Below are 24,733 nucleotides of genomic sequence, written 5' to 3' on the forward strand. Positions count from 1 at the left end.
TAGAGAAACTATTTCCCGCTTGAATTCCTCAGAATACTTACGAGTTTTTCTAATTAGCCTCAAATTTACTCTCATAGTTCATTTCAATTTGTGGTCAACCTATTTCAGGGACGGACACTATTGGCGGGATAATAATTTTGCTACTTACAACTCAGAGCGAAGCGAAGAGTCTTTGTTCTCCCCCCAAGGCCACGTCATCATTTATCGAAGATAAATGAACTTTAAACTGTATAGGGGAATTTTCATAATAAATAAAACTGGCTAAGCATTGTAAGTTAGAACCATCCATTAACCATCAATATGCCACCAGCAATTCACGAATGTTTGTAGGGGTGATGATTTTTTAAGGTAAGTGCATTCACAGTGTTTAAATGGATATCGTTTTTCTTAAAAAATTATCATTATTTTTATTAGCATAACCGTTGTTCTATATTTATGAAGCATATAAAAATAATTCTCATAAGCTGTATCGCTGTATTATCAGCCCATACTATCAAAGCCCAAGATTATATGCAGTTGAAAACGTATCAGGATACGGCGAATTATCTCATTCATGAATTTGATATGAAAAAAGGAAAATATGCTGGGAAAACTTTCACTACACTTCTTAAAGATTTAAAAGTTAAACCAAAAGACATATTAGTTGGGGGATGGAATGGAGAGCTTGTTAACAAGAATAATCTTGGAATTTATATGTATTTATTTTTGAATGATGGGAAAGAATTTGAGGATAAACACTTTATAGTCGTACATTTTAATAACGTACCTACAGATTTTGATACTATAAATGCACTTTGTTTTCAATCAGAAAAGATAGACTTGAATAAGGTATTTGACTTGTATAAAAATACAATTGTATCACGTGTTTCTGTAAAAGATTATACTCAAAACTAGCCACTAAGGCCTTAATGGTAGACCGCTACGCTATTAGATATTAAATTGTCATGTATTACGGAATATATTGATCTTTTGGCTAATTGGTTTTTATAGATTTTTAAACGGTCGAAGCATGCTTCGACCCTACGGCAGGGTCTTTATCCATTATACTTTTTACGGCTCTTTGTAGGGGCGATGCATGCATCGCCCGCTCTAAAAAATCCATATTTACATAAGCATATCCAATAAAAAAGCGGTCGATTTATCGACCGCTTCAAACAATTTTCACTAGATATTCTATTATTTATAGTTTCTTCGGCTAGCCTCAGAATGACCCGATTTATGGAGGAGGAGAAGAGACTCTTCGCTTCGCTCTGAGTTGTAAGAGACAATAACCTGCAATGTCTTTTATCTATCGTCTATTACCTGGTGTCTCATCTAACAGCGCAGCGGTCTCATATCTCACATCTATCAGCGCAGCGATCTCCTAATAATACGTAAACCTTCTTACACCAGCAACATGTCTTGCAAGACGCATTACCTGGTGTGAATAACCATACTCATTATCATACCAAACGTATAATATTGCCGTCATTCCGTCATCGGATACGATGGTTGCTGGAGCATCTACAATAGATGCCGCAGAAGATCCTATAATATCAGAAGAAACCAACTCTGGGTTATCGCTGAATTTAATTTGCTCTACTAAATCGCCGTTTAGGGCAGCTTGTTTAAGGATTGCATTAATGCCTTCAACGGTAGTTCCTTTTTTCAATTCCAAGTTTAAGATGGCTAATGAACCATTTGGAACAGGAACACGAATCGCATTGGATGTCAATTTCCCTGCTAAAACAGGCAATACCTTGGCAACCGCACTTCCAGCACCTGTTTCGGTAATAACCATGTTTAATGCAGCAGCACGTCCGCGACGTGATTTCTTATGCATATTATCCACCAAATTCTGATCGTTTGTGTACGAGTGAATGGTTTCAATATGTCCTTTCTCAATACCTAATTCTTTTTCAATAACAGCTAATACTGGAGATATTGCATTGGTGGTACAAGATGCAGCCGAGAAAATATTGGTAGCCTTAGGGTCAGCATCGTGTTCATTTACTCCATAAACAATATTAGGAACACCTTTTCCTGGCGCAGTAAGCAATACCATGCCCGCACCTTTGGATAATAAGTGTCTAGACAATTCCTTATCATCGCGGAATGCACCTGTATTGTCAATTACTAAAGCATTCTGAATGCCATAACGCGTATAATCAATATCCTCAGGGTTCTTCGCAGAAATCATGTACACTGGTATACCATTCATAATGATAGAACCGTTTTCTACATCGATCTGTGTCTCACCATCAAAAGATCCATGGATAGAATCCTGACTTAATAAGTTTGCTCTTTTTAATAGGGACTTTTCGTCTACTTCATCTCTAGTTACGATTGCACGCAAGCGTAGCTGTCTTCCTGCACCCGCCTTACTGATTAATTCACGAGCCAACAAACGACCAATACGACCAAATCCGTATAATACTACGTCCTTCGGTTCAAATTGCTGATGGTCATTTGCTCCAGCTAATTTTTGTTGAAGGAAACTTGAAATAGCATCTTCGCTAATGTTCTCTTCACGAATTTCTAAAGCCAACTTTCCAATGTCGATACGAGATGGCTTTAAGTTCATACCAGCAATAACTTCAGCAACTTTTAAGGTCTCTGAAATGTTCAATGGAACATCCATATAAACTTTGGATTGCTGATGAAGATTGAGGATAAAGCTTACTCGACGATCGATCAATTGATTTCTGAATAAGACAAGTTCGATGGAGTGGTTGTACCACAAATCGCTCACGATTTGAACCAGCTTTACGCAAGCATTTTGGTTCATTTTGTAACTTTTGATCTGCTCCTCAAAAGTAATTTGCTGTGTCATAATTTTCGTTGAATGGATATTGCCGCAAAAATAGTCATTTTAATAATATTTGACACTTATTTTTTAGAATATCATATTTTGTGACAAAATATGACCCAATCAATTGAAATTATGTTAAAATTTGACCTGTTTTTGCGTGTAAATAGTACACTATGAAATGCCCCTATTGGCTTTAAACTGCATTTGCTCCAATTGCTTGCCTAAAAGCGTTTTCTCTTTAATGACTTCAAAACCTAAACGAGCATATAATTTCTTAGCCTTTGGATTGTCCAAATCAACCAATAAGCCTAAAGTTTGCTGATTCTTCTCGACATATTCTTCTATTAGGAACCCGAGTAACTTACTTCCGATTCCTTTTCCTTGTTGACTTGAATCTATCGCTATACAGTCGATATAAATTTCCCCTGCCTCAGTCTCATGCTCTGGATTAAAAGGTAATTGATATCGCTCGGCAACTAATGCTGCAACAGGTTCACGTAATTTGGCTAGGTCTCCCCCATCATACAACAAGGCTGTGCCTACTAATACGCCATCATCCTCCAAAACCCAATTGTTTGAATAGGAATATTGGTTTCCTTCCAATTCTACCAAGGTCTTTAAGAAGTCAAAAGCCTCTTGATAATCCTCACGCCCTATAAACCGATAAGCAATATCTTCCATCGCCATCATCAAAAATCCAGCTATTGCCTCTGAATCACTTTTCTGTCCTCTTCTAATAGTCATTTTTATTCCTTTTGTCGTCGAAAAATATAAACTTCAAATAATAAAAATAGGCCCTATTTAAGGCCTAATGCACAATATATAATTTTTTGTTGTATTCTCTCCATTCCTATAAGAGAATAGAATTTTAAAGCTAATTTAATTAATAGCAGCTAAGTTTTTAGCCAATAGTTCTCAGCTAATATTAATAATGACAAGTTTATTCTTCAACTGCTAAAGTGCAGTTAAACCAATTGCTTATTTGTTCTTCTTTTTGTTTTTCTTTCTTTTCTCCAACAAGTCGATCTGTGCAGTAAGTGCTGAAATAGTAATCTCTTGCGATTGAATGGTTGCTTGTTGTGCATTGATTACTTTTTCTAATGCCGTTACCAAAACAGGGCTGCTGTCATGACGATCGATTTTAGAAGGTAAGGTAATGGCCAGTTCATTGATCTCCTGATAGGTAGGGCGCAACATTTCGCCTGAACCATTTAATAACCATTCTGGATTAATGTCTTGATATGCGGTTAAAATCGTGGAAACTGCGTCAGAACCTAATGAGGAGTTTTTTTGGACCCCCTTAAAATTTGCATATGATAAGCCTAAACCTTTAAAAAACTCTACTTTTTGGATGCCCTTTGTCTCTGCGATCAAGAGGACGCGCTCTTTAATATTGGTCATTAAATCTATGTTAATTGCTGTAGAATAATATGTACCTAATTTATTAATAAATGTTATATAAACAAGACTTGCAATGTTAACAAATTAGAAAATTATTGTTTAAGAATAATGAAGTGATTGCCATTGAATCAGATTGATTGGATCATATACTTACAAAAAAAGAAGCGCTGAACCTAATTCATAGTTCCAGCGCTGAAAATCCTTGATTCTAAAAGCGAAATCTTCAATGTTCTGTTTACTTGTCGTATTTTGGTGCTACTATTTCCCATTCTTTGATATGGGATGGTTGGTGTTCTGTTAATACAATTTCATTTAATCGTTGAATGAGTACTGGTTGTTCAGCGGCCAAATCTATACGTTCAAATTGATCGTTTTCGATGTCGTAGAGTTCCCAAGCTGTTTGAGCATAACCTTTTTTGCGAATATTACGTTTAACACCCTTCCATTTTCCTAGCCGAATAGCTATTTGACCATCCTGTTGAGGAAATTCCCAATAAATAAACTCACGGTTTTGTTGCTTTTTTTCATGCCCTAATAAAGTAGGAAGAAAAGACACACCGTCGGTATTTTTCAACCTATAATTCAACAACTCTGCAAGAGTAGCCATCAAATCATATTGAACGGATACTAATTCTGTCTTGCTTCCTTTGGGAATCTTTCCTGGCCATGAAGCAATAAAAGGTACTTTAATTCCACCTTCATAAACATCCATCTTTAAACCTCTTAGTCCCGCCACACTATTGAAAAATGTCGCATCAACACCTCCATTAAATGTTGTTCCATTATCACTAGAAAACATAATTATTGTATTTTCTTCCAAGCCTAATTCTTGAACCTTATCCATAATTCGACCAATTTGCTCGTCCAAATAGGTTATCATAGCAGCATATGTGGATAATGGTTTTTTGGCCGGTGCATAACCTTGTTGTCCGTAATATGGCTTCTCATCGAATGCTCCTTGGTACATGTCTATATATTTTTGAGGAACTTGCAAGGAAACATGTGGTTGGGTAAATGGAAGATATAAAAAGAAAGGTTGTTTTTTATTTTTGTCAATAAAATCCAATGCACGATCAGCTAATATATCGGTAGCATACTCCTCTCCTTTATAATAATCAAAATCTTTATCTGTTGCTGTTTTTGGATTTAAAGGTTGATGAACATTAAAATATTTATTCTTTAGTTCTATCTTTTTATCATTTTCCCAGAGATGTGTAGGATAGAAGTTGTGGGCTTGTTTTTGATCCAAAATGGAGATGTAATAATCAAATCCTTGTTTACTCGGGCTTCCAGTTGTATTGTGCATGCCTAGGCCCCATTTTCCTGCCATTCCAGTTTTATAACCTTGTTGTTTTAACATTTTTGGAAGGGTAAAAGTGCCTTCTGGTAAAGGCATTTGTCCAGCCTCTAAGCTATCTAAAAACCCACCTAATTCATAATTCCCACGGATATAAGAGTTCCCTCCATGTTTTCCAGTCATTAACATCGCTCTTGCTGGAGCACAAACAGGCATACTACTATAATGATTGGTAAAAGTTATACCTTTCTTGGCTAATCGATTCAAGTTTGGCGTTTTTATTTTTGTTTGCCCATAAGGTTCTATTTCTGAATAGCCCAAATCGTCCGCATAAATATAAATGATGTTTGGTTTTTTGCGATGCTGTGCTTGCACTAAAAAGCTAAAGCAAAGGAATATTAAAGTTAGGTTTAGGTTGATTGTATGCATGCTGTTTTTGTTATTAAGTTTTCTAGATTATGGGTTCGTTTTTAGGAAATGACCATGTCATGGATAAGGTTATCGTATCTGCTTATGAAAAAATCTCACACATTTTGTTTGGCATAGACTCCATTTGATGGTTTATCAATGCTTCCATATTTTTTCTGTGAACTTCCTGGCCTGCGTCTGGGGAATGGCTTTCTAGGAAATTGCTATATTCAAGATAATGGTATGATTGATTTTTACTTTGACGAATAAAATTTAATACCCGGTTTCTACAAGATATATAAAGAAAGCTTTTGAAATTCTCAACATTAACTAAGACATCGCGTTTCTGCCATATATGAATAAATACATCTTGAAGAACGTCGAAACATTCATCCTCATCTTTGAGGAAAATGGAAATGTTATGGTAAGCAATGCTGTGCCAACGCTGATACAATAACGAAAAGGAATCATGATCTCCTTGAGCGATTTTTAGGAGCAGAACCTTATCAGTATGATCATTTTTGGTTGACATGGAGGTAGCGTATAATTTGGTTTAAAGCATGACAAATATATTTATTAATACAACTTTTCCAAAAGTATAGCAATGTATGTAATGATTCATTTAATTAGCTATCTTTCAAGTGTTGGTAATTTAACTTTGAGTTCTTTTTAGCTTCATTTTTTTTACCCCATAGGTGTCACCTGAATCAATTCCTTCGTATTCTTTTTAGTTCCCCAATTGAAAATATGTCTTACGGTAGAAGAATGGTAGGGAAGAACAGCAATAATTAATATAACCAACACATTCGCTAAGCATAAATAAAAATACAAATCATGTAAACCCAATAGGCTAGCTTGTTTTTGAAAGCTTAATAAGGCGGTTCGATCGATGCTTGGATTGCTGGGCATCAATTCCGCTAGTCTTGTTTGATGCAATATTTGTAGCCTATTGAACCAATTGCTAATTAAACTCGACCAAAACACAGTAACTAAAAATGTCCGAACCAATATGAACAGCACTATGCTATGTAAAAATTCTTTGGCCGGAACATTGCCAGCTAGATAAACGGCTGTGGCTATAAAGGAAATCATAACAGCCATTCCCCTAATGATGATCGGTAAAATCAACATTTCCAAGGATGTTCGCGAATCCAGTAGCTGTAAAATCAAGATATTGGAAAGTAAATAAAGAATAGCGGATAGAATTAAGATTGCCTTACACTTTTTAGTTCGTTTGAAGTACAGGTAAACAATTAAACTACCCAAAACATAACCCACAATGATATAGCTATTGATCTCTGCCTGCTTGCTTGGATTGCCCGGTAATAGCAAATTCATCAAATTAGTTAACAAGCTGGTATTGCTATAAAACAAACCCAATATGAATACGGTAAACAGGGTTAGAAATGTAGCCTTATTTCCAATACTTGAAAATTTGATGATCTTTCTTTTCTTTCGGTAATTTCTATTGAAGAACAGCACAAAGAACACGAATGTTAATACAATTCCGATAAGGATACTTTTACTGTATAACCAATTGTTTTGTAAGCCATAGCTGGCCACAAATGAAAAGCTCAATAGACTCGCCGCTAATAAGACCGTACCTAGCCAATCGTACTGGAATAGGGGGACAGTTTTAATATGTTGCGTTTTGAAACAGATAATGACCAGCAGTAAACTAATTCCCAACAGGATGTTTTGAAAATGAAAACCCAACTCCCAAAAATAATGCTGTGCTAGATAGGCAGCTATCAAGCCGCCAATGATTGGGAAAACCAGGTTCATCGGATAGTATATCGCATACATTTGATATCGCTCACCCGTAGGCATTAAAAAAGGCATGAGCTCTGTTATCAACGCCATGGTGACTATTATCTTAACACATCCGAAGACAAACATCAACATCACATTGATTAAAGGGGAGTGGTTAATCGCCAATATGGTATTAATAATCGCTAATAAGAGAATGGAAAAGAGAATTAAACGTTTTTTAGGTAAGAATAGGGTTAAGCGGAAGATTAACGGTATAGAACAAACCATGCCAGTACAATAAGCATACATGGCCATGGAAAGATCTGCTGAGTTTGCTGATTGACCACCGATTAAGTACGTATAGATGGTAGATGGTATCCCGCTACAGCAAGATAGACTAATGGCAATCAGCAACAGTATGTTTAACTTCCAAGACTGTGGAACCCAATTCCGAAAAACACTATTCCCCATCTATATTGCTTTTACCACTACGTTTAATCCAATCAGCAATTTCTCTAAATCCTTAGGTTCATTATCCGAAGTAAATTCTATTCGTACAGGAATGCGTTGTTGTACCTTCACAAAATTGCCGGTACTGTTATCTACTGGCACCGATGAATATTTGGAACCTGTGGCCTCTGAAATAGCCTTAATCTCCCCATGAAAGGTGACATTGGGGATAGCATCAACTTTTAGTTCTACCTTTTTTCCCAAAGCAATCTGCTTCATTTGACGTTCCGTATAATTAGCCGTAACCCATTTTTGCTGATCTCGAACCAAATTGAATAGGGGTTGTCCGGCTTGAATGAGCTGTCCAACCTCCACGGGAATACGCCCTAAAACACCATCGTACGGCGCGACAATCACAGTATAGGATAAGTTCAGCTTTGCCAAATCCAATGCTGCTTTTGCTCGTAAGATATTGGCTTCATTGATCCCAGTCCGTTTATGGGTTTCTTCCGTCGTGAGGTGACTGTTGTGTTGTTGTGCTTGTAATGCTTTATATTTTGCGGCTAGAGACTCATATTCTGTTTTTACTTGCTCATATTGATAAACAGCTACTGCGTCCTTATCCATTAAATCTTGATAACGTTTATAGTTTACCTCCGCATTTTGTAAGCGACTTTTTAGCTCTTCCATATTTGCTGCTGCGATTTGCTGTCCATTCCGGGCAATCTCCACCTCCGTATGTACAACAGCATACCCTGCTCGGGCATCGGCCAATGCTGCCAGAGCATTCTCCACGGCAATCTTGTATTCATCATTCTCCAATACCACTAAAGTATCGCCACGATGAACCATTTGATGTTCTTGAAACCGAATGTCCTTGATGTATCCACTAACTTTGGAATTGACCGGATTGATGTGGGCATCTACCTGCGCATCTTCCGTATAAACACTCTCGTTTAAATGAAAGAATTCTACCAATCCCCAAGTTATTGCTCCTAGAATAACCAGGATAGTAAGCAGGTTAATGAGGTATATATTCCTTCTTCTCTTTTTCTCCTTTGGACTAATAGGATGTATTGCTGTATTGCTCATGCTGTATTGTTGTATTCGTTAATTATAAACCCAATAAATTAGTTCGATATTGAACTAATATGTTACTAAAAAAGCTATTCAATAGCCTTTTTTAAATTTTGAAGTTGTTTGCTTAATTCCGTGATATGCTTAATTTTTGATTTTTCGACGATCAATTCATAAAGCTCTCTTTGTATTGGTTCAACTTTCTTCTGGTAATCCCATCCTTTTTCAGTTAAGGTAATTCTGTTATTCCTGCGGTCATTAGGATCGGGGATACGTTCCACCAATTCCCGCTTACACAAGTTGTCGATCAAGGGGGTTACACTTGCCTTACTTTTTTGAACCTCATCGGCAATATCCTGCTGATTTACTTCCTTATTACGCCAGAGTACCGCTAGCACTTGAACCATTTCATAGGTCAAATCCAAATTCAATTCCTTCACACGTTGAAAATAGAATTGTTTAATCGTTACCCGTAGGGCAATGATATCATTGATTAACTGACGGATGGCTTTCGATTCTTCTTGCATAACAATGAAATAATGCACAAAGTTAAACATTTAACAGTTAAATATCAAACTAATAATATTTACTATCACTTTAAAACTCATCTTGGTTAAAATAGGTATAGATTCTAATCACATTCTGCATGGGTCTTTGTATATATTGCTTTGTAACTCCAAAGGAATTTTCTCGGATCTGATAGGGATCTGGTTCGGATCTCGTTCGGTCGGAACCGAACAAGATCCGAAGGAGATCCGAACAAGTTCCGAAGGAGATCCGAAGGAGTATCGAAGAAAACCCCTTGTAGCCCCCTAGGAAACCACTGTTTGACACAAGGATACTAGGAGGAAAAGCGGTTGAAAAGAAATATCATTTTGGACAAAATCGGTTAAGGTATAGTCTGATTAACGAATAGGAATAGACCATAAAAAAGCACGCCCAACAATTTGTTTGATTACAAATAATTCGGGCGTGCTTGCAATTTTATACTGATCTCAGAGATTGACTGTTGAGATCAAGCGTATTTGATTATTTAGCGCTTGTTATCTTCAGGATTGATGTCCGCCAAACGTTCCGTAGGATCGATTTTCACCGATTTTACTTTTTTAGATACTGGAACCGTGTAAGTTGGTTTTGTCCAGAACCAATCTGGCAAAACGGTACGTTTAACCCCTTGATAGATGTCGTATTTTTCAGATGGTTTTTCCCCACGCATTTCACGCAACGGGATATAAAATAATTCCTTGCTGCCATCTTGGTATTCTACCAATAAGTCAATTGGCATAGCCAAATTGGACTTATTTACTAGCTCAATGGAATTGTCAGAAACCGTATTGATACTGTAGTCGATGGTTCTTGTTGTGTTAATAAATAAGTTGAAATACCATTTCAAATTAATTCCGGATACTTCCTCAGCAACACGTTTAAAATCATTTGGTGTTGGGTGTTTGAATTTCCAGATATCGTAGAACTTCAAGAAAGTTTTCTGTAGGTTTTCTTTTCCGATGATATAGCCCAATTGCTCAGCTAAAACAGCTCCTTTGTTGTAAGCCTCGTTGCTGTATGCATAGTTGGTGTTGTAATAATCGGCCAATAAGCTCATTGGTTCTTCTTTGCCCGATTTGGCAAGTTTGAAATAGGCCATATAAGCTGAACCGATAGGATTCAAAGCCTTAGCAGTAGGGCGAACAAATAATTCGGTTAATGCCAGCTCCTCAATATAACTTGTGAAGCCTTCATCCATCCACTCATCTACTGTTTCGTTAACTCCAAATAGATGCTGATACCAAGAGTGCGCAGCCTCATGATAGATAACTCCTACAAGTCCTTTTAAGTTACGTCCTCCAGTGATTAATGTTGCGGTACCATATTCCATTCCGCCATCACCACCTTGAACAATGGTATAGGTTTTCCAAGGGTAAGCGCCGAAATGCTGACCGGTAAAATCGAAGAAATCTACCGCTAAACCAAGTGCTGTTTTCCAATTGTCCGTTACTTGCTGATCAGTTGGTAAGTAGACGGTATATACTGTTACTCCACCTTTGGTTTTAGCGGAATCAACGACTAATTTTGGATCGGCAGCCCATGCAAAGTCATGAATATTCTCTGCTTTATAATGCCAAGTTGCTTTTTTGTTGTTGACCTTAATTTTAGCATTTTTAACATAGCCCTTTACTTCAGATGGGTTTTGAAGTTTTCCGGATGAGCCAATCACGTAATCTTTGTTGATATGTATGGTCACATCGAAATTTCCGAATGGAGCGATAAATTCACGTCCTACATATTCATCCAAGTGCCAGCCGAACTCATCGAACTGTGCCATTTTTGGATACCATTGGGTCATGGAAAATGCAATCCCTTCTCTGGAATTACGTCCAGAACGACGGATTTGCTCAGGAACTTGTGCTTGCCACTCCAAGTCGAACTCTACCGTACTGCCATCTTTAATTGCAGTAGGCAAGGAAACTTCCAGAATGGTGCCATCCTCTTTGAAGTTTACTGCCTGGCCGTTGTATTTTACCGATTTAATTTTCTGATAACCGATTTGGTCAGGCTTTAATGCTGCAATACGGCTATGAAAAATAGGTTTTTCACGCGTACCCGAGTTGGTAACCATACGTGCATCTGGATCGACAATGCTTTTCAGGCGTTCGTCCATCATGCTCCCAGGTTGGAAGGCATTAAAATATAAATGGAAATAAACTTTGTTTAACTCCTGACCGGAATTGTTGCTGTACTTTAATTTCATTTTACCATCGTATTGATATGTTTTTTCATTCACATCAATGTCCATGGTATAATCCACACCTTGTTGCCAATAGGTTTTTCTTTGGGCAAAACTTGTCAAGGCAAGAACAGTCAATAATAGGCTTGTAATTGTTTGTTTTAAGTTCATAAACCAAATATATAAAATTTACATAATGGTAACATGAAACCTACTTGTAGATTGCGTAAAGTTTTTATGGGAATTAGCCTAGGACGATTGCTATCTCCTTGGATTTCAATTCGGCAAGCAACGATTCGAAGTCATCCGCGGCAACAAATAGTTTATTCCGCCAAATACGTAAAGTTGCTCTTTTGTTATTAAAGAAAATAGCTAAAAGGTTACCTCCAGAACGAAGGTGATTTTTGATATAGCTGATTTCAGCAAAGGGAAGGATAATATCCTTTCCAGCACGCGAAATATGGATTTCCTGCTCTGTTAATTTCCAAGTTGAGGATTGAAAGCTGATTTTAACAGCAGTAAATAGGATAAGAGGAATACAGAACAGCAAGATGATAATCTTGACGATTTCCTGTAAATCAAAATATGAAAGTAAAAACCCTGCAGCAAAGAGTCCAGCTAGTAATATCCAGATGAATCGTCCGCGATGCAGGGTATTTATTTGAAAGGTCATGTAATTAATTTTCTTCGTCGATATTTACGACTTCACCTTTCGTGTTGATATAGTACATTTCTTCTTCACCAATTTTAGTAACTGAAGAAACGCCATCCACAAATGGGGTAGCATATGCAAAGATAAAAGGAATAACGGTTGCCCCTTTTTCATTAATGAAACCATACTTCTCGCCATCATTGCTGGCAATAAATAGGTTGTCAACATTGGATAAGTATAATTCTTGAAATCCTTCTACAACAAGTTTTTTAGTTGCCAAGTCGAATATTTGTGATTTTTCATTGTCTAGCACGACAAAATATTTGTTATCGTATTGTGAGATAAGCGGGTAAGTTGCAGGAAGAACAATGTTTCCTTTTTTATCGACTAATCCATGTTTTTCGTTTTCCGAAATCAAGGCATAATCTCCTATAAAATTGCCCAAAGATTCAAAAGTCTTTGTGCCCCAAAGGTTTTTTCCACTTTTGTCCATTAAGCCAGCTTTACCATCTTTGGTGAAGATATAGGCCGCACTCTCATCGTCAAATGCAATATATTCATAAGTGAATGGTAATACTGTATTTCCTTTAGCATCAATAAATCCGCTCATACCGTCAGCATTAGAAGCAATGATCGCCCCTTCACGGATTTCAGATAGGGATGTAAAGATGGGTTTAGTAATGATATCGCCATCTGAATTTTTTAAACCATACATGGTAGCAGTGGTATCGTAATAGCCAACTAAGCCTTCTCCTAATTCCATGTCAGCAAAATCTTCATCGGCATAAGAGGTTTCTACTTGTTTGAATCCTGCGGGTATTTCGAAGAAATTGGCAGGAACATTTTCTTGACTTACTTGATGCGCAATAAACTGCGTGCCACCAATATCTAATTTCAAAACAGCTCCTGGAATCTTGGACATAAAAACGAAACTGCCAAGGTAAAAATTCGGGATTTTTTCCGTGTACCAGACCTCTATTTTATCTTGTTCGTCATTGGCAATAGCAGACAAATCATCTGTAAGTACGGTTAGGATTGCCAATTTACATGGGAATCCAGCAATCATTTCTGTTCTTCCAGCAACAAATTCTACAGTTACGTATTCTTCATCAGTTTCATCACCTAAGTCTAGCCAGCCAAAAGGGGAATCATCCAAGTTGGCATAGGTCGAATCTAATAAATTCACCATGGAAATTTTATTGCTGGTTTTGCTACTTATTTGGTAAAAATCTGGAGTAATCGTATTCTTTGATAGAAATACATCCTTATTCACCCAAATTTCAAACATTGATTTTCCTTGTTCTCGTTGTTCAATGGCAGTTTTGATTAATTTTAAGTTGGCATCGCTGGTATCCAAGTTAGGTTTCTCCAATTCCAATAATAACTCCTCAGAAAAATGCATCTGATAAGATACTTTATACACTGGTCCCTGTGCAAAAGTCAATTGAACAAAGAGACAAAAAGTTAGAAAGGAAAATAAGATTTTCATATAAGAAATGTTTACCGCAAACATCCTTGTTTTTTTTCAACTACAAAAGAGTTTGTCGATATTTTTTTTACAATGTCTTCATCAAAAATTGCATACGGGAACATTTAGCTCTTAAAATGGGATTAAATATAGAACAATTTGATTATCAATGATATTCTTAAGTAAGAGTGCTTCGGTTTTGAAGCGGTATTAGTTTTTGCTTTTCGTATTTTATCCTTCAATAGGAAAACTTAGGGGTTAAATCTTCCTCAATATGTATATTTGATATTCCTAAACTTAAATAAATATGCGTTTACCAGTATTAGTGGCGTTCTGTTTCATGAGCATTTTGGGTTATGCTCAACAGAAGAGGCCCAACATTGTGATTATCATTTCGGATGATCATTCTTACCAGACCATCGGAGCTTATGGTTCCAAGATTGCCCATACACCAAATCTAGATCGAATTGCTGCTGAAGGGGCAACCTTTAATCGGGCCTATGTGACCAATTCCATCTGTGGACCTAGTCGTGCAAGTTTATTGACGGGGAAATACAGCCACAAAAATGGTTTTAAGGATAACGAGACTTCGAATTTTGACCATTCACAGGATATGTTCGTCAAACAGTTGCAGAACAACGGTTACCAAACTGCCTGGATTGGAAAAATACACTTAGGAAGAAAACTTCAAGGGTTTAATTATTACAGTATCTTGGTCGGACAAGGACATTATTTTAATCCGGACTTTATCAGTAGTACAGATGGGAAAACGGAGAAGACGGATAGGGAGGAAGGTTATGTTGCAGATATCGTAACAGATCGTGCGCTAAATTGGCTAGAACAGAAAGAGAAGGATGAACCCTTCTGTCTAATCATTGGCCATAAGAGTACCCACCGCACTTGGATGCCTGATCCTAAGGATTTCGGTAAAAACGATAATAAGCAGATCCCTCTTCCTGACAATTTCTTTGATGATTATCAAGGACGGAAAGCAGCCGCAGTTCAAGAGATGAGCGTGGCTAAGGATATGCAAATGGGTTATGACTTGAAAATGTTTGATACGCCAGAAAAGATGCGTCAGGATGGAAACTTCAAGCGAATGAACGATAAACAGTTTCAACAATATTTGGATTATTATCGTCCAATTTATGAGCAATATAAAGCGGCAAACTTAAAAGGTGATGATTTGGCGAAATGGAAATATCACCGTTATATGGTGGATTACCTCAATACGGCAGAGTCCATGGACCGAAATATTGGTCGTGTATTGGATTACCTAAAGGAACATCAATTGGAGGATAACACCTTAGTGGTTTATCTATCCGATCAAGGATTCTATATGGGTGAACACGGCTGGTTTGACAAGCGCTTCATGTATGAAGAGTCTTTCCGTACACCTATGCTAGCTAAACTGCCAGGTATTATTCCTGCGCATTCTCAAGTCGATGGCATGGTTCTAAACGTCGATATTGCACCTACCATAATGGAATTGACAGGTACGGCCATTCCACAGGATGTTCAAGGGAAATCTTTCTTGAAAGTCATGGAAGGCAAGAAAAAAACAGCTCGCAAGCAATTGTTCTATCATTATTATGAAAATGGGGAACATGCCGTTTCTCCACATTTTGGGGTTAGTGATGGTCGTTATAAGTTGATTCGTTATTATAAGCGTGTTAATGGTTGGGAATTGTTTGATATGAAGGCAGACCCGAAGGAAATGAAAAACATTTATGATGATCCAAAAGCGAAGGGAATCGTGAAGAAAATGAAAAAGCTGTTGGCTAAGGAAATCGAAGCTACCGATGATATGGAAGCTAAGGCACTATTGGATTAATTGGAGTTTACTAGCTTTAAAAAGGCCATTTATCGAGCAGATAAATGGCCTTTCTGTTTTAGTTGCTTTTCTTTGTTTCCTTTAACACGATATCTTTTAGTTGTTTTACGAGCTCAGGATATTGGCTAGCGATGTTATTTTTCTCTGCCTGATCCTTGCTTAAATCATATAATTGATCGTTCGGGTCATTGCCTAATTCGATGTTGACCTGGTTGTTTCGCGCTGCTCCATTATTCGGTAAGATGTATTTGTACTGGTCTTTTAGAATGGAGAAGGTATAAGCCGATTTGACCAGGTAATCTCTACCTTTTTTGTCTTTTCCTAATAGAGCTGCTAGTACATTTTTACTATCTAAATTGGCTTGAGGCGCTATGTTGGATTTAAAATAAGACGCAAAACTTGCCAATAGATCAACCTGACAAACCAAGGCTTCAGAAACTTGATTGGACTTGATTTGCTTTGGCCAACTGATCAGGAAAGGCACTCGAGTACCAGCTTCAAAAGCGGAATATTTTCCGCCACGCATTCCAGCAAATGGGTCATGACCATTTAATTCGGTTACTGCGCCATCGACATAACCATCATCTAATACAGGACCATTATCACTGCTAAAAATAACAATGGTATTCTCATAAATGCCATTGTCCTTTAATGCTTGAATAAGTTGTCCTACGGCATGGTCTAGCTGCAGGATAGCATCGCCTCGTAACCCCAGTCCACTCTTCCCTTTGAACATGGTGGAAGGCATGCGGGGAACATGGGGTTCGGTAGCATGGTAGCTTAAGAAGAATGGTGCGGATTTATGATCTTTAATGTAATTAACCGCTTTATTTACAAAAGTAGGGGTGATTTCTTCGTCAACCCAACGGGCTTGTTTTCCTCCGGTCATCCAGCCTATACGGCCAATGCCATTGACAATGGTTTGGTTATGACCATGATTTGGAGAAGCCTTCATTTTTAGTAGTTCGGGATTTTCTAGTCCTGTGGGTTCAGTACCGATTTTCTGTTTATAGGACACCTCAATTGGGTCGTTTTTATCCAAAGCAACGACTTGATGGTTTTCCAAGAAAACAGTAGGCACACGGTCCGCAGTTGCCGGGAAGATATAGGAGTATGCATAACCTACTTCCAAGGGCCCTGGTTTAATATCTTGATTCCAGTTTTTCTCGACTTGACTTCCTAATCCCAAATGCCATTTTCCGATAATGGCGGTCTGGTAACCTTGTTGTTGAAAAAGCTTGGGAAGGGTCAATTGATTTTGGTCAATGATCAATGCGGCATCACCTGGTAATACGCCAGTTCCTGATTTACGGAATGGATACTTCCCAGTCATTAAGGCATATCTGGATGGTGTACAGGTTGCTGCAGCAGCATGTCCATTGGTAAATCGAATGCCCGATTTAGCAATGGCGTCAATATTGGGGGTTTGGATCTTGCTGGCACCATAGGTGGAAAGATCGCCATAACCAAGGTCATCGACATAGATCATCAAAACATTGGGCTTTTTCTGAGCATAGGCAAGCATGACCGTGCAGAGTAACACCCAAGTTAATAGGGTAATTTTTTTCATTAGGAATTTAGATTTAGTTGAATTCTTGAAGTTAACAAATATCTTCTATGCTTAGTTAAACATAACACCTTATAGCATTTAAAATGTTACTCTGTCTGGTTTAAGAAAACTCTTTTGATATTGTGCGTCGTAATTTCAGATGAAGGATTCATCATTTGGCTGTGGATATTCATTAATAGATAAGATAGCCTAAATGACGTTAATTAACAGATGTGAAGTGTGCTATTCAATAACAAACAAATCGGAAGCGATTTGATCTGCTAAGAGTTTCCCTTCTGGAGTTAAGGTGATTTGACCGTTTTGATTGAGCAGCTTACCCTGCTCTAGGTAAGGTTTGCTCAATTTTTCTAATTCGTTATAATAATCGGATCCAAATTCTTGCTTGACATAGTTGCTGTCTATTCCCCATTTTGTTCGAAGGGAGGTCATGACGTATTCGTTGAAACGATCGCTTTTTTGGAGAATCTCTGTTTCTAAGGGTAGCTCTTTTTCTAGAATTCCTTTGATATATAAAGCATTGTTAGCAATGTTCCATGAGCGCGACTGGGTGTTGAAGGAATGTGCGGATGGGCCAATGCCTAAGTATGACTTACCACGCCAATAATTGGTATTGTGACGAGCGTATCGGTCTGGTTTTGCAAAATTGGAAATTTCGTATTGCTCATATCCTGCTGCAGTTAGCGTGTCGATGAGCATCAGCATTTGCTCAGCACTCTGCTCTTCATTCAAAGGAGGCGTTTTTCCTTTGTTTATCATGTGGTCCAAAGCGGTCTTGCGCTCCACCGTCATGGAATATGAGGAAATATGTGGGACTTGCAATTGGATGAGCTCCTGCATATTTGTCTTCCACTTGCTGTTGCTGAGTAAGGGGTAACCATAGATCAAATCACAGGTGATATTCTCAAATCCGGCATCTTGTACCCGCATAATTGCTGATTTTGCTTCATCAGCATGGTGAGCCCGATTCATCCAACGTAGGTCTTCCTCAAAAAAGGATTGAATACCAATACTGAATCTGTTTACTTCGGTTTGCCTTAAGGCTTGGACTTTCTGCTTGTCCAGATCATCTGGATTGGCTTCTAAGGTAATCTCCGCGGAATTGCTGATTTCAAAGTGTTTAGAGACATGGTCGATTAACTCCATAATCTCCGAAGATGCTAAGATGGATGGTGTTCCACCACCAAAGTAAATGGATTCGATCTTTTTGTCCTCGAGGTAGTTTGCACGTAAGTCTATTTCGGATTTCATCGCTTCCAGCATTTCCTCCTTGTACTTTAAGGATGTACTAAAGTGAAAATCACAATAGTGACAGGCTTGCTTGCAAAATGGAATGTGGAAGTAGATCATTGGGTGCTTTTGGGGAGTAAAGGTAATAGTTTATTAGGATATCAAATGATATGAAAAATAAATGGATGAATTATTGGTCTTTATAAAATAATTCTGGAAATGCTTTCAAATAACAATCTTCTTTCTAGTTAGTATCACGCAACTCCATTTATATGCAGGTTAGATAATTTCTTTTGTGAAAGATTTATTTCAATTTGCCAATAATTACTACCACCATCAAGTACAATCTCTCTTTCGGATTTCCAGTTTTCACGTTCATCCTTTTGATAGCCTTTTAATCGGTCTATAAAAGTATATTTTGCCCAAATGATTAAAGCATAGACTTATCCATGTTTATCAGACTTCAGTCGATCATCTATTGGTAATTCTAGATATTCGATCACTTCAATTTGACCGAAATCCTTAAATAATGGGTTTAATACAAAATTATGTTCAAATGGAACTATAGTGGAAGGTACTTTAAGTGCGAAAAAATCTCTACTCTTTGCAAGAGAACTAAACAGTTCAGTTGTATGATAAGTATAAGGATATTGATTCCAATTTTCTGGTAACTGCTCTAATTCCTTAATGGTAAAAGAGTCTGGTATATGAACTTTTGCAACAACAATTTCATCAGGAAGATTAGCGATGTTCTCTGAATGGACATAATATTCTAACAAAGCCAAAGAAATATTTTCCGAACAGTACACGGCTCTAGTCCCGATCTTATTCCATCTTCCTCCAACCTTTTCAGCGCCTATTCCAGAGAGTGTAAACTCTTTATAGTTTAAGTTGGCAACGCGAAAGACCATCATTAACTATAGACATTATATTGAATTCGAACAATCTCGTTTTCGACTATCGTAAATCCTAGGCTACTATCTAAAAGGTCAAAGGGTTTTTTATTGCCTAATGCTCTAGAAGGTGTAAAAAGCCAATTTTTGAATTTATCCGGGCTATCAAAAACTTCATAACCAAGACCAAATAATCTTGATATTTCATAAATTCTTTCCGAAGTTTCCAAATCATAAACTTCCTTTTTTTGCATGCTACTAATAGAAGTTGGAAGAATATGCTCAAAATCTTTTTCATTGGAATCAATAACAGCAATTAAATCCTTCCATTCAGACTTACTGACTCCCTTCCTAATTCTTTCTATTAATTCAACATTAAAACCGGGTTCATTTTTGGCATGATGAACCACCCAAGAAGGTGAAAATTCTTTGAATTTTGCATGCAACTTACCCTTTATTCCTGCTTTTGACTGGGCAGATTTCTTAGGGTTTGCTATTGTTGTCTTTGTCATTATTCAAGGAGTTGATTGTAAATTTACGTCACTATACTTGTAAATTTACAATCAATTGTTCATGCTTCCTAATATTTACTCTAAATTATTATACAAAAAGATTATATATTCTCTTAGTCTACTAAGAGCAAAGATTTATAAAAAAATAGTCTCATTTAAGTCTTGCTATTGGCTATTCCAATCACCTAATTAAGCATTTGTCAATTCCTTTCTCCCTTATTTATATAATTTCAACAGCCCTTTATCCCTTTTCAACAAACTACTGCCCACTTTTTGCTGTTCTTTAGGAAATGTGAGTTACTTATGAAAAGAAAATATATTAAGCAAGGATTTTGGGTTGTGCTGCTGATGTTGAGGATGGCAGCATGTGGGAAAAGCGCTGTTGATGAGGTGGTGCCAGATCCTGAAGAACCTGAAGTTCCAAATCCCCCTACGCCTGATCCTGTCAATTTTTACTATGTAGGTTATAAATATGGCTCTAGTTTCCAGGAAAAGGATAGGAATGCCATATTGCGGATTAATAATTCCTTAGTGGAATTGTCTCCGAATGTCGCTTCTGAGGCGCTTGCGGTCTCTGTATTAAACAAAGTGCCCCATATTACTGGCTATCAACAAGTGAATGCCAACAACAAACGTGCGGCCTATTGGAAAAATAAAGCATTGACTTTATTGAGCGTTGCAGGAGCACAGAATTCTGGAACGACTATATTGGCAGAAGGAGCAAATGTCTATGTAGGCGGTATGATGACCGATCCTATGGGGCTTCGTGTAGCACTATGGACCAATGGGAAGTATGAAAACAAAGGTTGTTGTTTAGGAGGGTCTAGATTGCGCAGTATAGCATTACGAGAAGGAAAACCAGTAATGACCGGTAAATATCATGTAAATGCCGCGATGTGGGTAGATGGATCTACCCTTATGTTGGCAGATCCAAATTCTGACTCCCATTACATTAAAACCATTAACAAAGATATTTATGTTATTGGATACCGTAAATCTGCTGATCAAGCAACTGATGTTGCTGCTGTATGGAAAAATGATGTAGAGGTCTTCACTTTGCCACTTGGAAAACTAGTTAGTAGTGTGTTAGGAACTATGGTTGGCAATGATTATTATTTTGTCGTCAATTTCTACGATGGTAAAAAAGGTCGTGCTTCGGTCTATAAAAACAAAACCAAATTGTATGATTTAAATGTCAATGCAAACCTGGAAGCCAAAGCAATTCAAGTGGTGAATGGTCATGTATATATCCTTGGGAATTATTTTAATGGTACCAAATCACAAGCGATACAGTGGACTGATGGAAAGGCTAAAGTGCTCTATACCGAAGCCCAAAAAATATATTTAAATGATATGGTTGTGAAATAGACAGTCAGATTTTCTCCATTCTTCAAAACATTTGGTTTAACTGAACGTTAAAATTTTAGAGTCTATTTTAAGAACAAACTGAATGAAGAAGATATGAGAAGCATTGGCACTATTTTCTGCACGATATTATTAGGTTTACACCTGCTGTTTTCAAGCTATTCGAGCTATAATGTAGAGATTGGAAACAACGATACGAATTTAAGGTTAATTCAAAAAGATACAGTAGGGGGCATATTGTCCCTTGCTGAATCTTTAGCTAATCTTCCAAAGGACCAGTGGGATGATAATCAGCTCAAACTTATTATTCAAAAAATAAAGAAAGACCATGATTTGGAAATCTACCCTCTTGATTCGAATAGAGTGGCCGGTCGAATATATGTTGAAATTAATAAACCTATTGATACATCCATAATTATCGGCAATATTCTTATTCCATATAAAATGCATGAAATACTTAGGGTCAAAGATGTTGAGCAATATTTCGGTAAAAAAATTGAACCTCTTGGATTTTTGAGATATGCCAAAAACCCCTCTCCAGTCAGATTAATTTTGTCCGATTCGGTCTCCTTTCTTTTAAGTTTAAATTCTCGAAAAGAAATTCAAGATAGTTTTGTTATTCAATTGATGGTTGTAAAGGGCAAATATCCTGACAAGTAGTGATTTATCATGTTTATTGAATGCCCCCTCTAAATTACTAGCAAGATCAAAATCATCAAATTGTTTAATCATAAAAAAGGCTATATCGATTATTCGATATAGCCCTTATAGTATTGTTCTTATCCTATATTAAAACAACATTGTTTTTTCTGGATTCAATTTCTTGCCATAGCTTAATAGTTCATAATGCAAGTGCGGACCCGTTGATCTTCCTGTATTTCCAAGGTTACCAATAACCTGTCCAGCTTCAATATGCTGTCCAACCTTCACATTTGTTCTGGAAAGGTGCGCATAGCGAGTTTCCCAACCATTACTGTGTTGAATAATGACCACTTTACCATACTGTCCTTTATAACCTGCATGTAATACTTTCCCGGCAGCAGTCGCTTTAATTAGTTCACCAACATTACCTTTAATGTCAATACCCGAGTGCATTTCCAATCCACGGTTAGTGAAAGGGTTTCTACGGTATCCAAAACGTGAGGTAATCTTGCCTTGATGCGGTTTTCCCAAAGGAATACCTTCTAATTTCTTGTCTAGGCTCTTTAATTTACTTTCGTAATATTTGCCTAATTCATCTAAATTCTCTTCTGTTTCTACCGGTCCACCAGCATTTTTCAGCTTAGGTGCTACATCTTTTAATCCTCTTTTACGCATTTTGGCATTAATTTGGTTTAATGCACTATCGATGGAGTTGAAGGATTTTTGTACTTGTACAAGATTCAGCTGGTTAGAAGCTTCTTCATTTGCTAAAGATTGTTTTGCTTTTTGAAGCGCCTCCATTTTTTTGTTCAAGACCTGCTCATAATGATCGCTGGTCGTTTTGCTGGCAATAAAAGCCACCATAGAGCAAATTAAGCATATAAAAAAGATGCCTACGCAAAGGATGGTTTTCCAGTTTTTTAGGATAATGGTCGGTATTTGAATCTTCTGATTTGAGTCTCCATTGGAATCTAAAATAACAATGGAAGTCTTTTGTTTGATCATTTTTTTCTTCTCCCTATTTTTCTAGTCGGCCGTAAAAATAGGACTTGTTAAAATTAAACCACCAAAATTTAACGTTTAATAACTTTATTGGCAGCTCAAATGCTATAAATTATCATCTTTGCACTATGTCATTTTCAGCTAGAATTCTTGCTTGGTACCAAACGAACAAAAGAGCGTTGCCATGGCGAGAAACCACGAATCCTTATATTATTTGGTTATCCGAAATTATCCTTCAGCAGACCCGAGTTGAACAAGGATTGCCATATTTTTTACGATTTGTTGAAAATTTTCCTAATGTAACAAAGTTTGCAGAGGCAGATGAAGCAGATCTGCTCCGTTTATGGCAAGGATTAGGCTATTACTCCCGTGCTCGCAACATGCATAAGGCGGCTAAACTTGTTGTAGATCAGCACAATGGAGAGTTTCCGGTTGATTATTCCAGCTTGATAAATTTGCCGGGAGTTGGGGCTTATACAGCTGCTGCGATCGCTTCTTTCTCTTCAAATGAAGCAAAAGCAGTCTTGGACGGCAATGTTTTTCGAGTTCTAGCGCGTTATTTTGGAATTGCTGAACCCATAAATAGTACAGCTGGTAAAAAGTTATTCAGTGAATTAGCAGAGGAGTTGATTGATCCATTAAGAGCAGGAGAATATAATCAAGCGATTATGGATTTTGGAGCTTTACAATGCAGGCCTAAGAATCCCGATTGTTCTGTTTGCATCTTTCAGACCGATTGTGTTGCCCTTCAACAAGACTTGGTTTCTGAATTGCCTAAAAAGAACAAGTCTAAGAAAAGTCGGGTACGTCATTTCCATTACTTCTTAATTGAAGATAGCGAGGGATGGCTAATGTCTCAACGTTCTGAAGGTGATATTTGGGCTAATTTATTTGAGTTTCCAATGATCGAAACAGATTCTGCAGTCGATCCAGAGGAATTAATGGTATCAGCTGAGTTTAAGGAAAATTTTTCAGCGGTTTTTCCTCAAAAGGTTAAGGGCCCGGTGAAACATATACTAAGTCATCAGCAAATTTTCGCAAACTTTTACCGCTTAGATGCTAATAAGGTTAAGCTTGCCAAAAAAAGCCATTGGAATTATTGTTTGTCAGAAAATTTAGATAAATTAGCTAAACATAAACTGATTAGCTCCTTTGTGGAGGATTATATTTTTAGTGCTCACTAAATCCTAAATTATTGTATGTCAGGAGTAAATAAAGTTATTTTAGTCGGACATTTGGGTAAAGACCCCGAAATCCGTTATCTGGAAGGAAATGTAAGTGTGGCTAGTTTTCCATTGGCCACTTCAGAGACCTTTACAAAAGATGGTCGTCGCGTAGAACAGACCGAATGGCATAATATTGTGTTATGGCGCGGATTGGCCGACGTTGCTGTCAAATACCTTAGTAAAGGTAAATTAGTCTACATTGAAGGGAAATTGCGAACTCGTTCTTATGAAGATAAGGAGGGGATTCGTCGTTATACGACAGAAATTGTAGCCGAAAGCTTTAATTTATTAGGTCGTCGTTCTGATTTTGAACCGCAGAATCCTGCAGGAACAAGTACAAATACCGCAAGTCAGAATGTGGATGACAATAAAGAACAAACCGTAGACTTCACGGAGAACGATGACGATAATGACGGATTACCGTTTTAATCTACCTAATTA

General features: G+C 37.3%; 22 protein-coding genes. 6 read left to right on the forward strand and 16 right to left on the reverse strand.

Going from position 1 to position 24,733, the window contains the following annotated elements:
- Window positions 1–435 precede the first annotated feature (435 nt).
- Window positions 436–894: a hypothetical protein gene (locus ACP6L2_RS16820; RefSeq protein WP_344675768.1), complete on the forward strand. Its 459-nt coding sequence runs from the start codon at window positions 436–438 to the stop codon at window positions 892–894.
- Between the two features lie 469 nt (window positions 895–1,363).
- On the opposite strand, the gene ACP6L2_RS16825 is transcribed toward ACP6L2_RS16820, so the two are convergent.
- The 11 genes from ACP6L2_RS16825 to ACP6L2_RS16875 all read right to left on the reverse strand — a co-directional run bounded on the left by ACP6L2_RS16825 (window position 1,364) and on the right by ACP6L2_RS16875 (window position 14,042).
- The gene (locus ACP6L2_RS16825; RefSeq protein ID WP_440510413.1) at window positions 1,364–2,812 is read right to left on the reverse strand and encodes a glyceraldehyde-3-phosphate dehydrogenase; all 1,449 of its coding nucleotides are present in this window, start codon (window positions 2,810–2,812) and stop codon (window positions 1,364–1,366) included.
- Between the two features lie 150 nt (window positions 2,813–2,962).
- On the reverse strand, window positions 2,963–3,535 hold the full coding sequence (locus tag ACP6L2_RS16830; RefSeq protein WP_440510414.1) for an N-acetyltransferase family protein: 573 nt from the start codon (window positions 3,533–3,535) through the stop codon (window positions 2,963–2,965).
- 234 nt (window positions 3,536–3,769) lie between these two features.
- Window positions 3,770–4,192, reverse strand: a complete 423-nt coding sequence (locus ACP6L2_RS16835; protein WP_440510415.1) for a hypothetical protein — start codon at window positions 4,190–4,192, stop codon at window positions 3,770–3,772.
- Window positions 4,193–4,427: 235 nt separating this feature from the next.
- Window positions 4,428–5,918, reverse strand: coding sequence for an arylsulfatase (locus ACP6L2_RS16840; RefSeq protein ID WP_440510416.1), 1,491 nt, complete (start codon window positions 5,916–5,918; stop codon window positions 4,428–4,430).
- A gap of 82 nt (window positions 5,919–6,000) precedes the next feature.
- Window positions 6,001–6,429: an RNA polymerase sigma factor gene (locus tag ACP6L2_RS16845; RefSeq protein WP_440510417.1), complete on the reverse strand. Its 429-nt coding sequence runs from the start codon at window positions 6,427–6,429 to the stop codon at window positions 6,001–6,003.
- Window positions 6,430–6,581: 152 nt separating this feature from the next.
- A complete protein-coding gene (locus ACP6L2_RS16850; RefSeq protein WP_440510418.1) occupies window positions 6,582–8,120 on the reverse strand; it encodes an MFS transporter in 1,539 nt (512 codons plus the stop codon).
- Window positions 8,121–9,191, reverse strand: a complete 1,071-nt coding sequence (locus tag ACP6L2_RS16855; protein ID WP_440510419.1) for an HlyD family secretion protein — start codon at window positions 9,189–9,191, stop codon at window positions 8,121–8,123.
- A 74-nt stretch (window positions 9,192–9,265) separates the two neighbouring features.
- A complete protein-coding gene (locus ACP6L2_RS16860) occupies window positions 9,266–9,703 on the reverse strand; it encodes a MarR family winged helix-turn-helix transcriptional regulator (protein WP_440510420.1) in 438 nt (145 codons plus the stop codon).
- A gap of 506 nt (window positions 9,704–10,209) precedes the next feature.
- Window positions 10,210–12,072, reverse strand: coding sequence for a M1 family metallopeptidase (locus tag ACP6L2_RS16865; RefSeq protein WP_440510421.1), 1,863 nt, complete (start codon window positions 12,070–12,072; stop codon window positions 10,210–10,212).
- A gap of 73 nt (window positions 12,073–12,145) precedes the next feature.
- Entirely contained in the window at window positions 12,146–12,574 is a 429-nt protein-coding gene (locus ACP6L2_RS16870) for a hypothetical protein (protein ID WP_440510422.1), read from the reverse strand.
- Window positions 12,575–12,578: 4 nt separating this feature from the next.
- Window positions 12,579–14,042: a WG repeat-containing protein gene (locus ACP6L2_RS16875; RefSeq protein ID WP_440510423.1), complete on the reverse strand. Its 1,464-nt coding sequence runs from the start codon at window positions 14,040–14,042 to the stop codon at window positions 12,579–12,581.
- A 286-nt stretch (window positions 14,043–14,328) separates the two neighbouring features.
- Here ACP6L2_RS16875 and ACP6L2_RS16880 point away from each other — a divergent pair, with 286 nt between their 5' ends.
- Entirely contained in the window at window positions 14,329–15,855 is a 1,527-nt protein-coding gene (locus tag ACP6L2_RS16880) for a sulfatase family protein (protein WP_440510424.1), read from the forward strand.
- A gap of 58 nt (window positions 15,856–15,913) precedes the next feature.
- On the opposite strand, the gene ACP6L2_RS16885 is transcribed toward ACP6L2_RS16880, so the two are convergent.
- The 4 genes from ACP6L2_RS16885 to ACP6L2_RS16900 form a co-directional block, all read right to left on the reverse strand.
- Window positions 15,914–17,425 carry a sulfatase family protein gene (locus ACP6L2_RS16885; RefSeq protein WP_440510425.1) on the reverse strand — a complete coding sequence of 504 codons (1,512 nt, stop codon included), beginning with the start codon at window positions 17,423–17,425 and terminating at the stop codon, window positions 15,914–15,916.
- 222 nt (window positions 17,426–17,647) lie between these two features.
- On the reverse strand, window positions 17,648–18,772 hold the full coding sequence (gene hemW / locus ACP6L2_RS16890) for a radical SAM family heme chaperone HemW (RefSeq protein WP_440510426.1): 1,125 nt from the start codon (window positions 18,770–18,772) through the stop codon (window positions 17,648–17,650).
- Window positions 18,773–19,095: 323 nt separating this feature from the next.
- On the reverse strand, window positions 19,096–19,566 hold the full coding sequence (locus tag ACP6L2_RS16895) for an RES family NAD+ phosphorylase (protein WP_440510427.1): 471 nt from the start codon (window positions 19,564–19,566) through the stop codon (window positions 19,096–19,098).
- Window positions 19,566–20,057 (reverse strand): antitoxin Xre/MbcA/ParS toxin-binding domain-containing protein, encoded by a 492-nt coding sequence (locus ACP6L2_RS16900; protein WP_440510428.1) that lies wholly within the window; start codon window positions 20,055–20,057, stop codon window positions 19,566–19,568. The genes ACP6L2_RS16895 and ACP6L2_RS16900 overlap by 1 nt, the downstream gene beginning before the upstream one ends.
- Before the next feature lie 303 nt (window positions 20,058–20,360).
- Between ACP6L2_RS16900 and ACP6L2_RS16905 the strand changes: the two genes are divergently transcribed.
- Window positions 20,361–21,425: a hypothetical protein gene (locus ACP6L2_RS16905; RefSeq protein WP_440510429.1), complete on the forward strand. Its 1,065-nt coding sequence runs from the start codon at window positions 20,361–20,363 to the stop codon at window positions 21,423–21,425.
- Window positions 21,426–21,518: 93 nt separating this feature from the next.
- The gene (locus ACP6L2_RS16910) at window positions 21,519–22,082 is read left to right on the forward strand and encodes a hypothetical protein (protein ID WP_440510430.1); all 564 of its coding nucleotides are present in this window, start codon (window positions 21,519–21,521) and stop codon (window positions 22,080–22,082) included.
- A 129-nt stretch (window positions 22,083–22,211) separates the two neighbouring features.
- On the opposite strand, the gene ACP6L2_RS16915 is transcribed toward ACP6L2_RS16910, so the two are convergent.
- Window positions 22,212–23,069 (reverse strand): M23 family metallopeptidase, encoded by an 858-nt coding sequence (locus ACP6L2_RS16915; RefSeq protein WP_440510431.1) that lies wholly within the window; start codon window positions 23,067–23,069, stop codon window positions 22,212–22,214.
- Between the two features lie 44 nt (window positions 23,070–23,113).
- Here ACP6L2_RS16915 and mutY point away from each other — a divergent pair, with 44 nt between their 5' ends.
- Together mutY and ACP6L2_RS16925 are read left to right on the forward strand one after the other, a co-directional pair.
- Window positions 23,114–24,250 (forward strand): A/G-specific adenine glycosylase, encoded by a 1,137-nt coding sequence (gene mutY / locus ACP6L2_RS16920; protein ID WP_440510432.1) that lies wholly within the window; start codon window positions 23,114–23,116, stop codon window positions 24,248–24,250.
- 15 nt (window positions 24,251–24,265) lie between these two features.
- On the forward strand, window positions 24,266–24,721 hold the full coding sequence (locus ACP6L2_RS16925; RefSeq protein ID WP_344675746.1) for a single-stranded DNA-binding protein: 456 nt from the start codon (window positions 24,266–24,268) through the stop codon (window positions 24,719–24,721).
- Window positions 24,722–24,733 lie beyond the last annotated feature (12 nt).

Source organism: Sphingobacterium lactis (genome assembly GCF_051951495.1).
Lineage (GTDB): Bacteria > Bacteroidota > Bacteroidia > Sphingobacteriales > Sphingobacteriaceae > Sphingobacterium > Sphingobacterium lactis_A.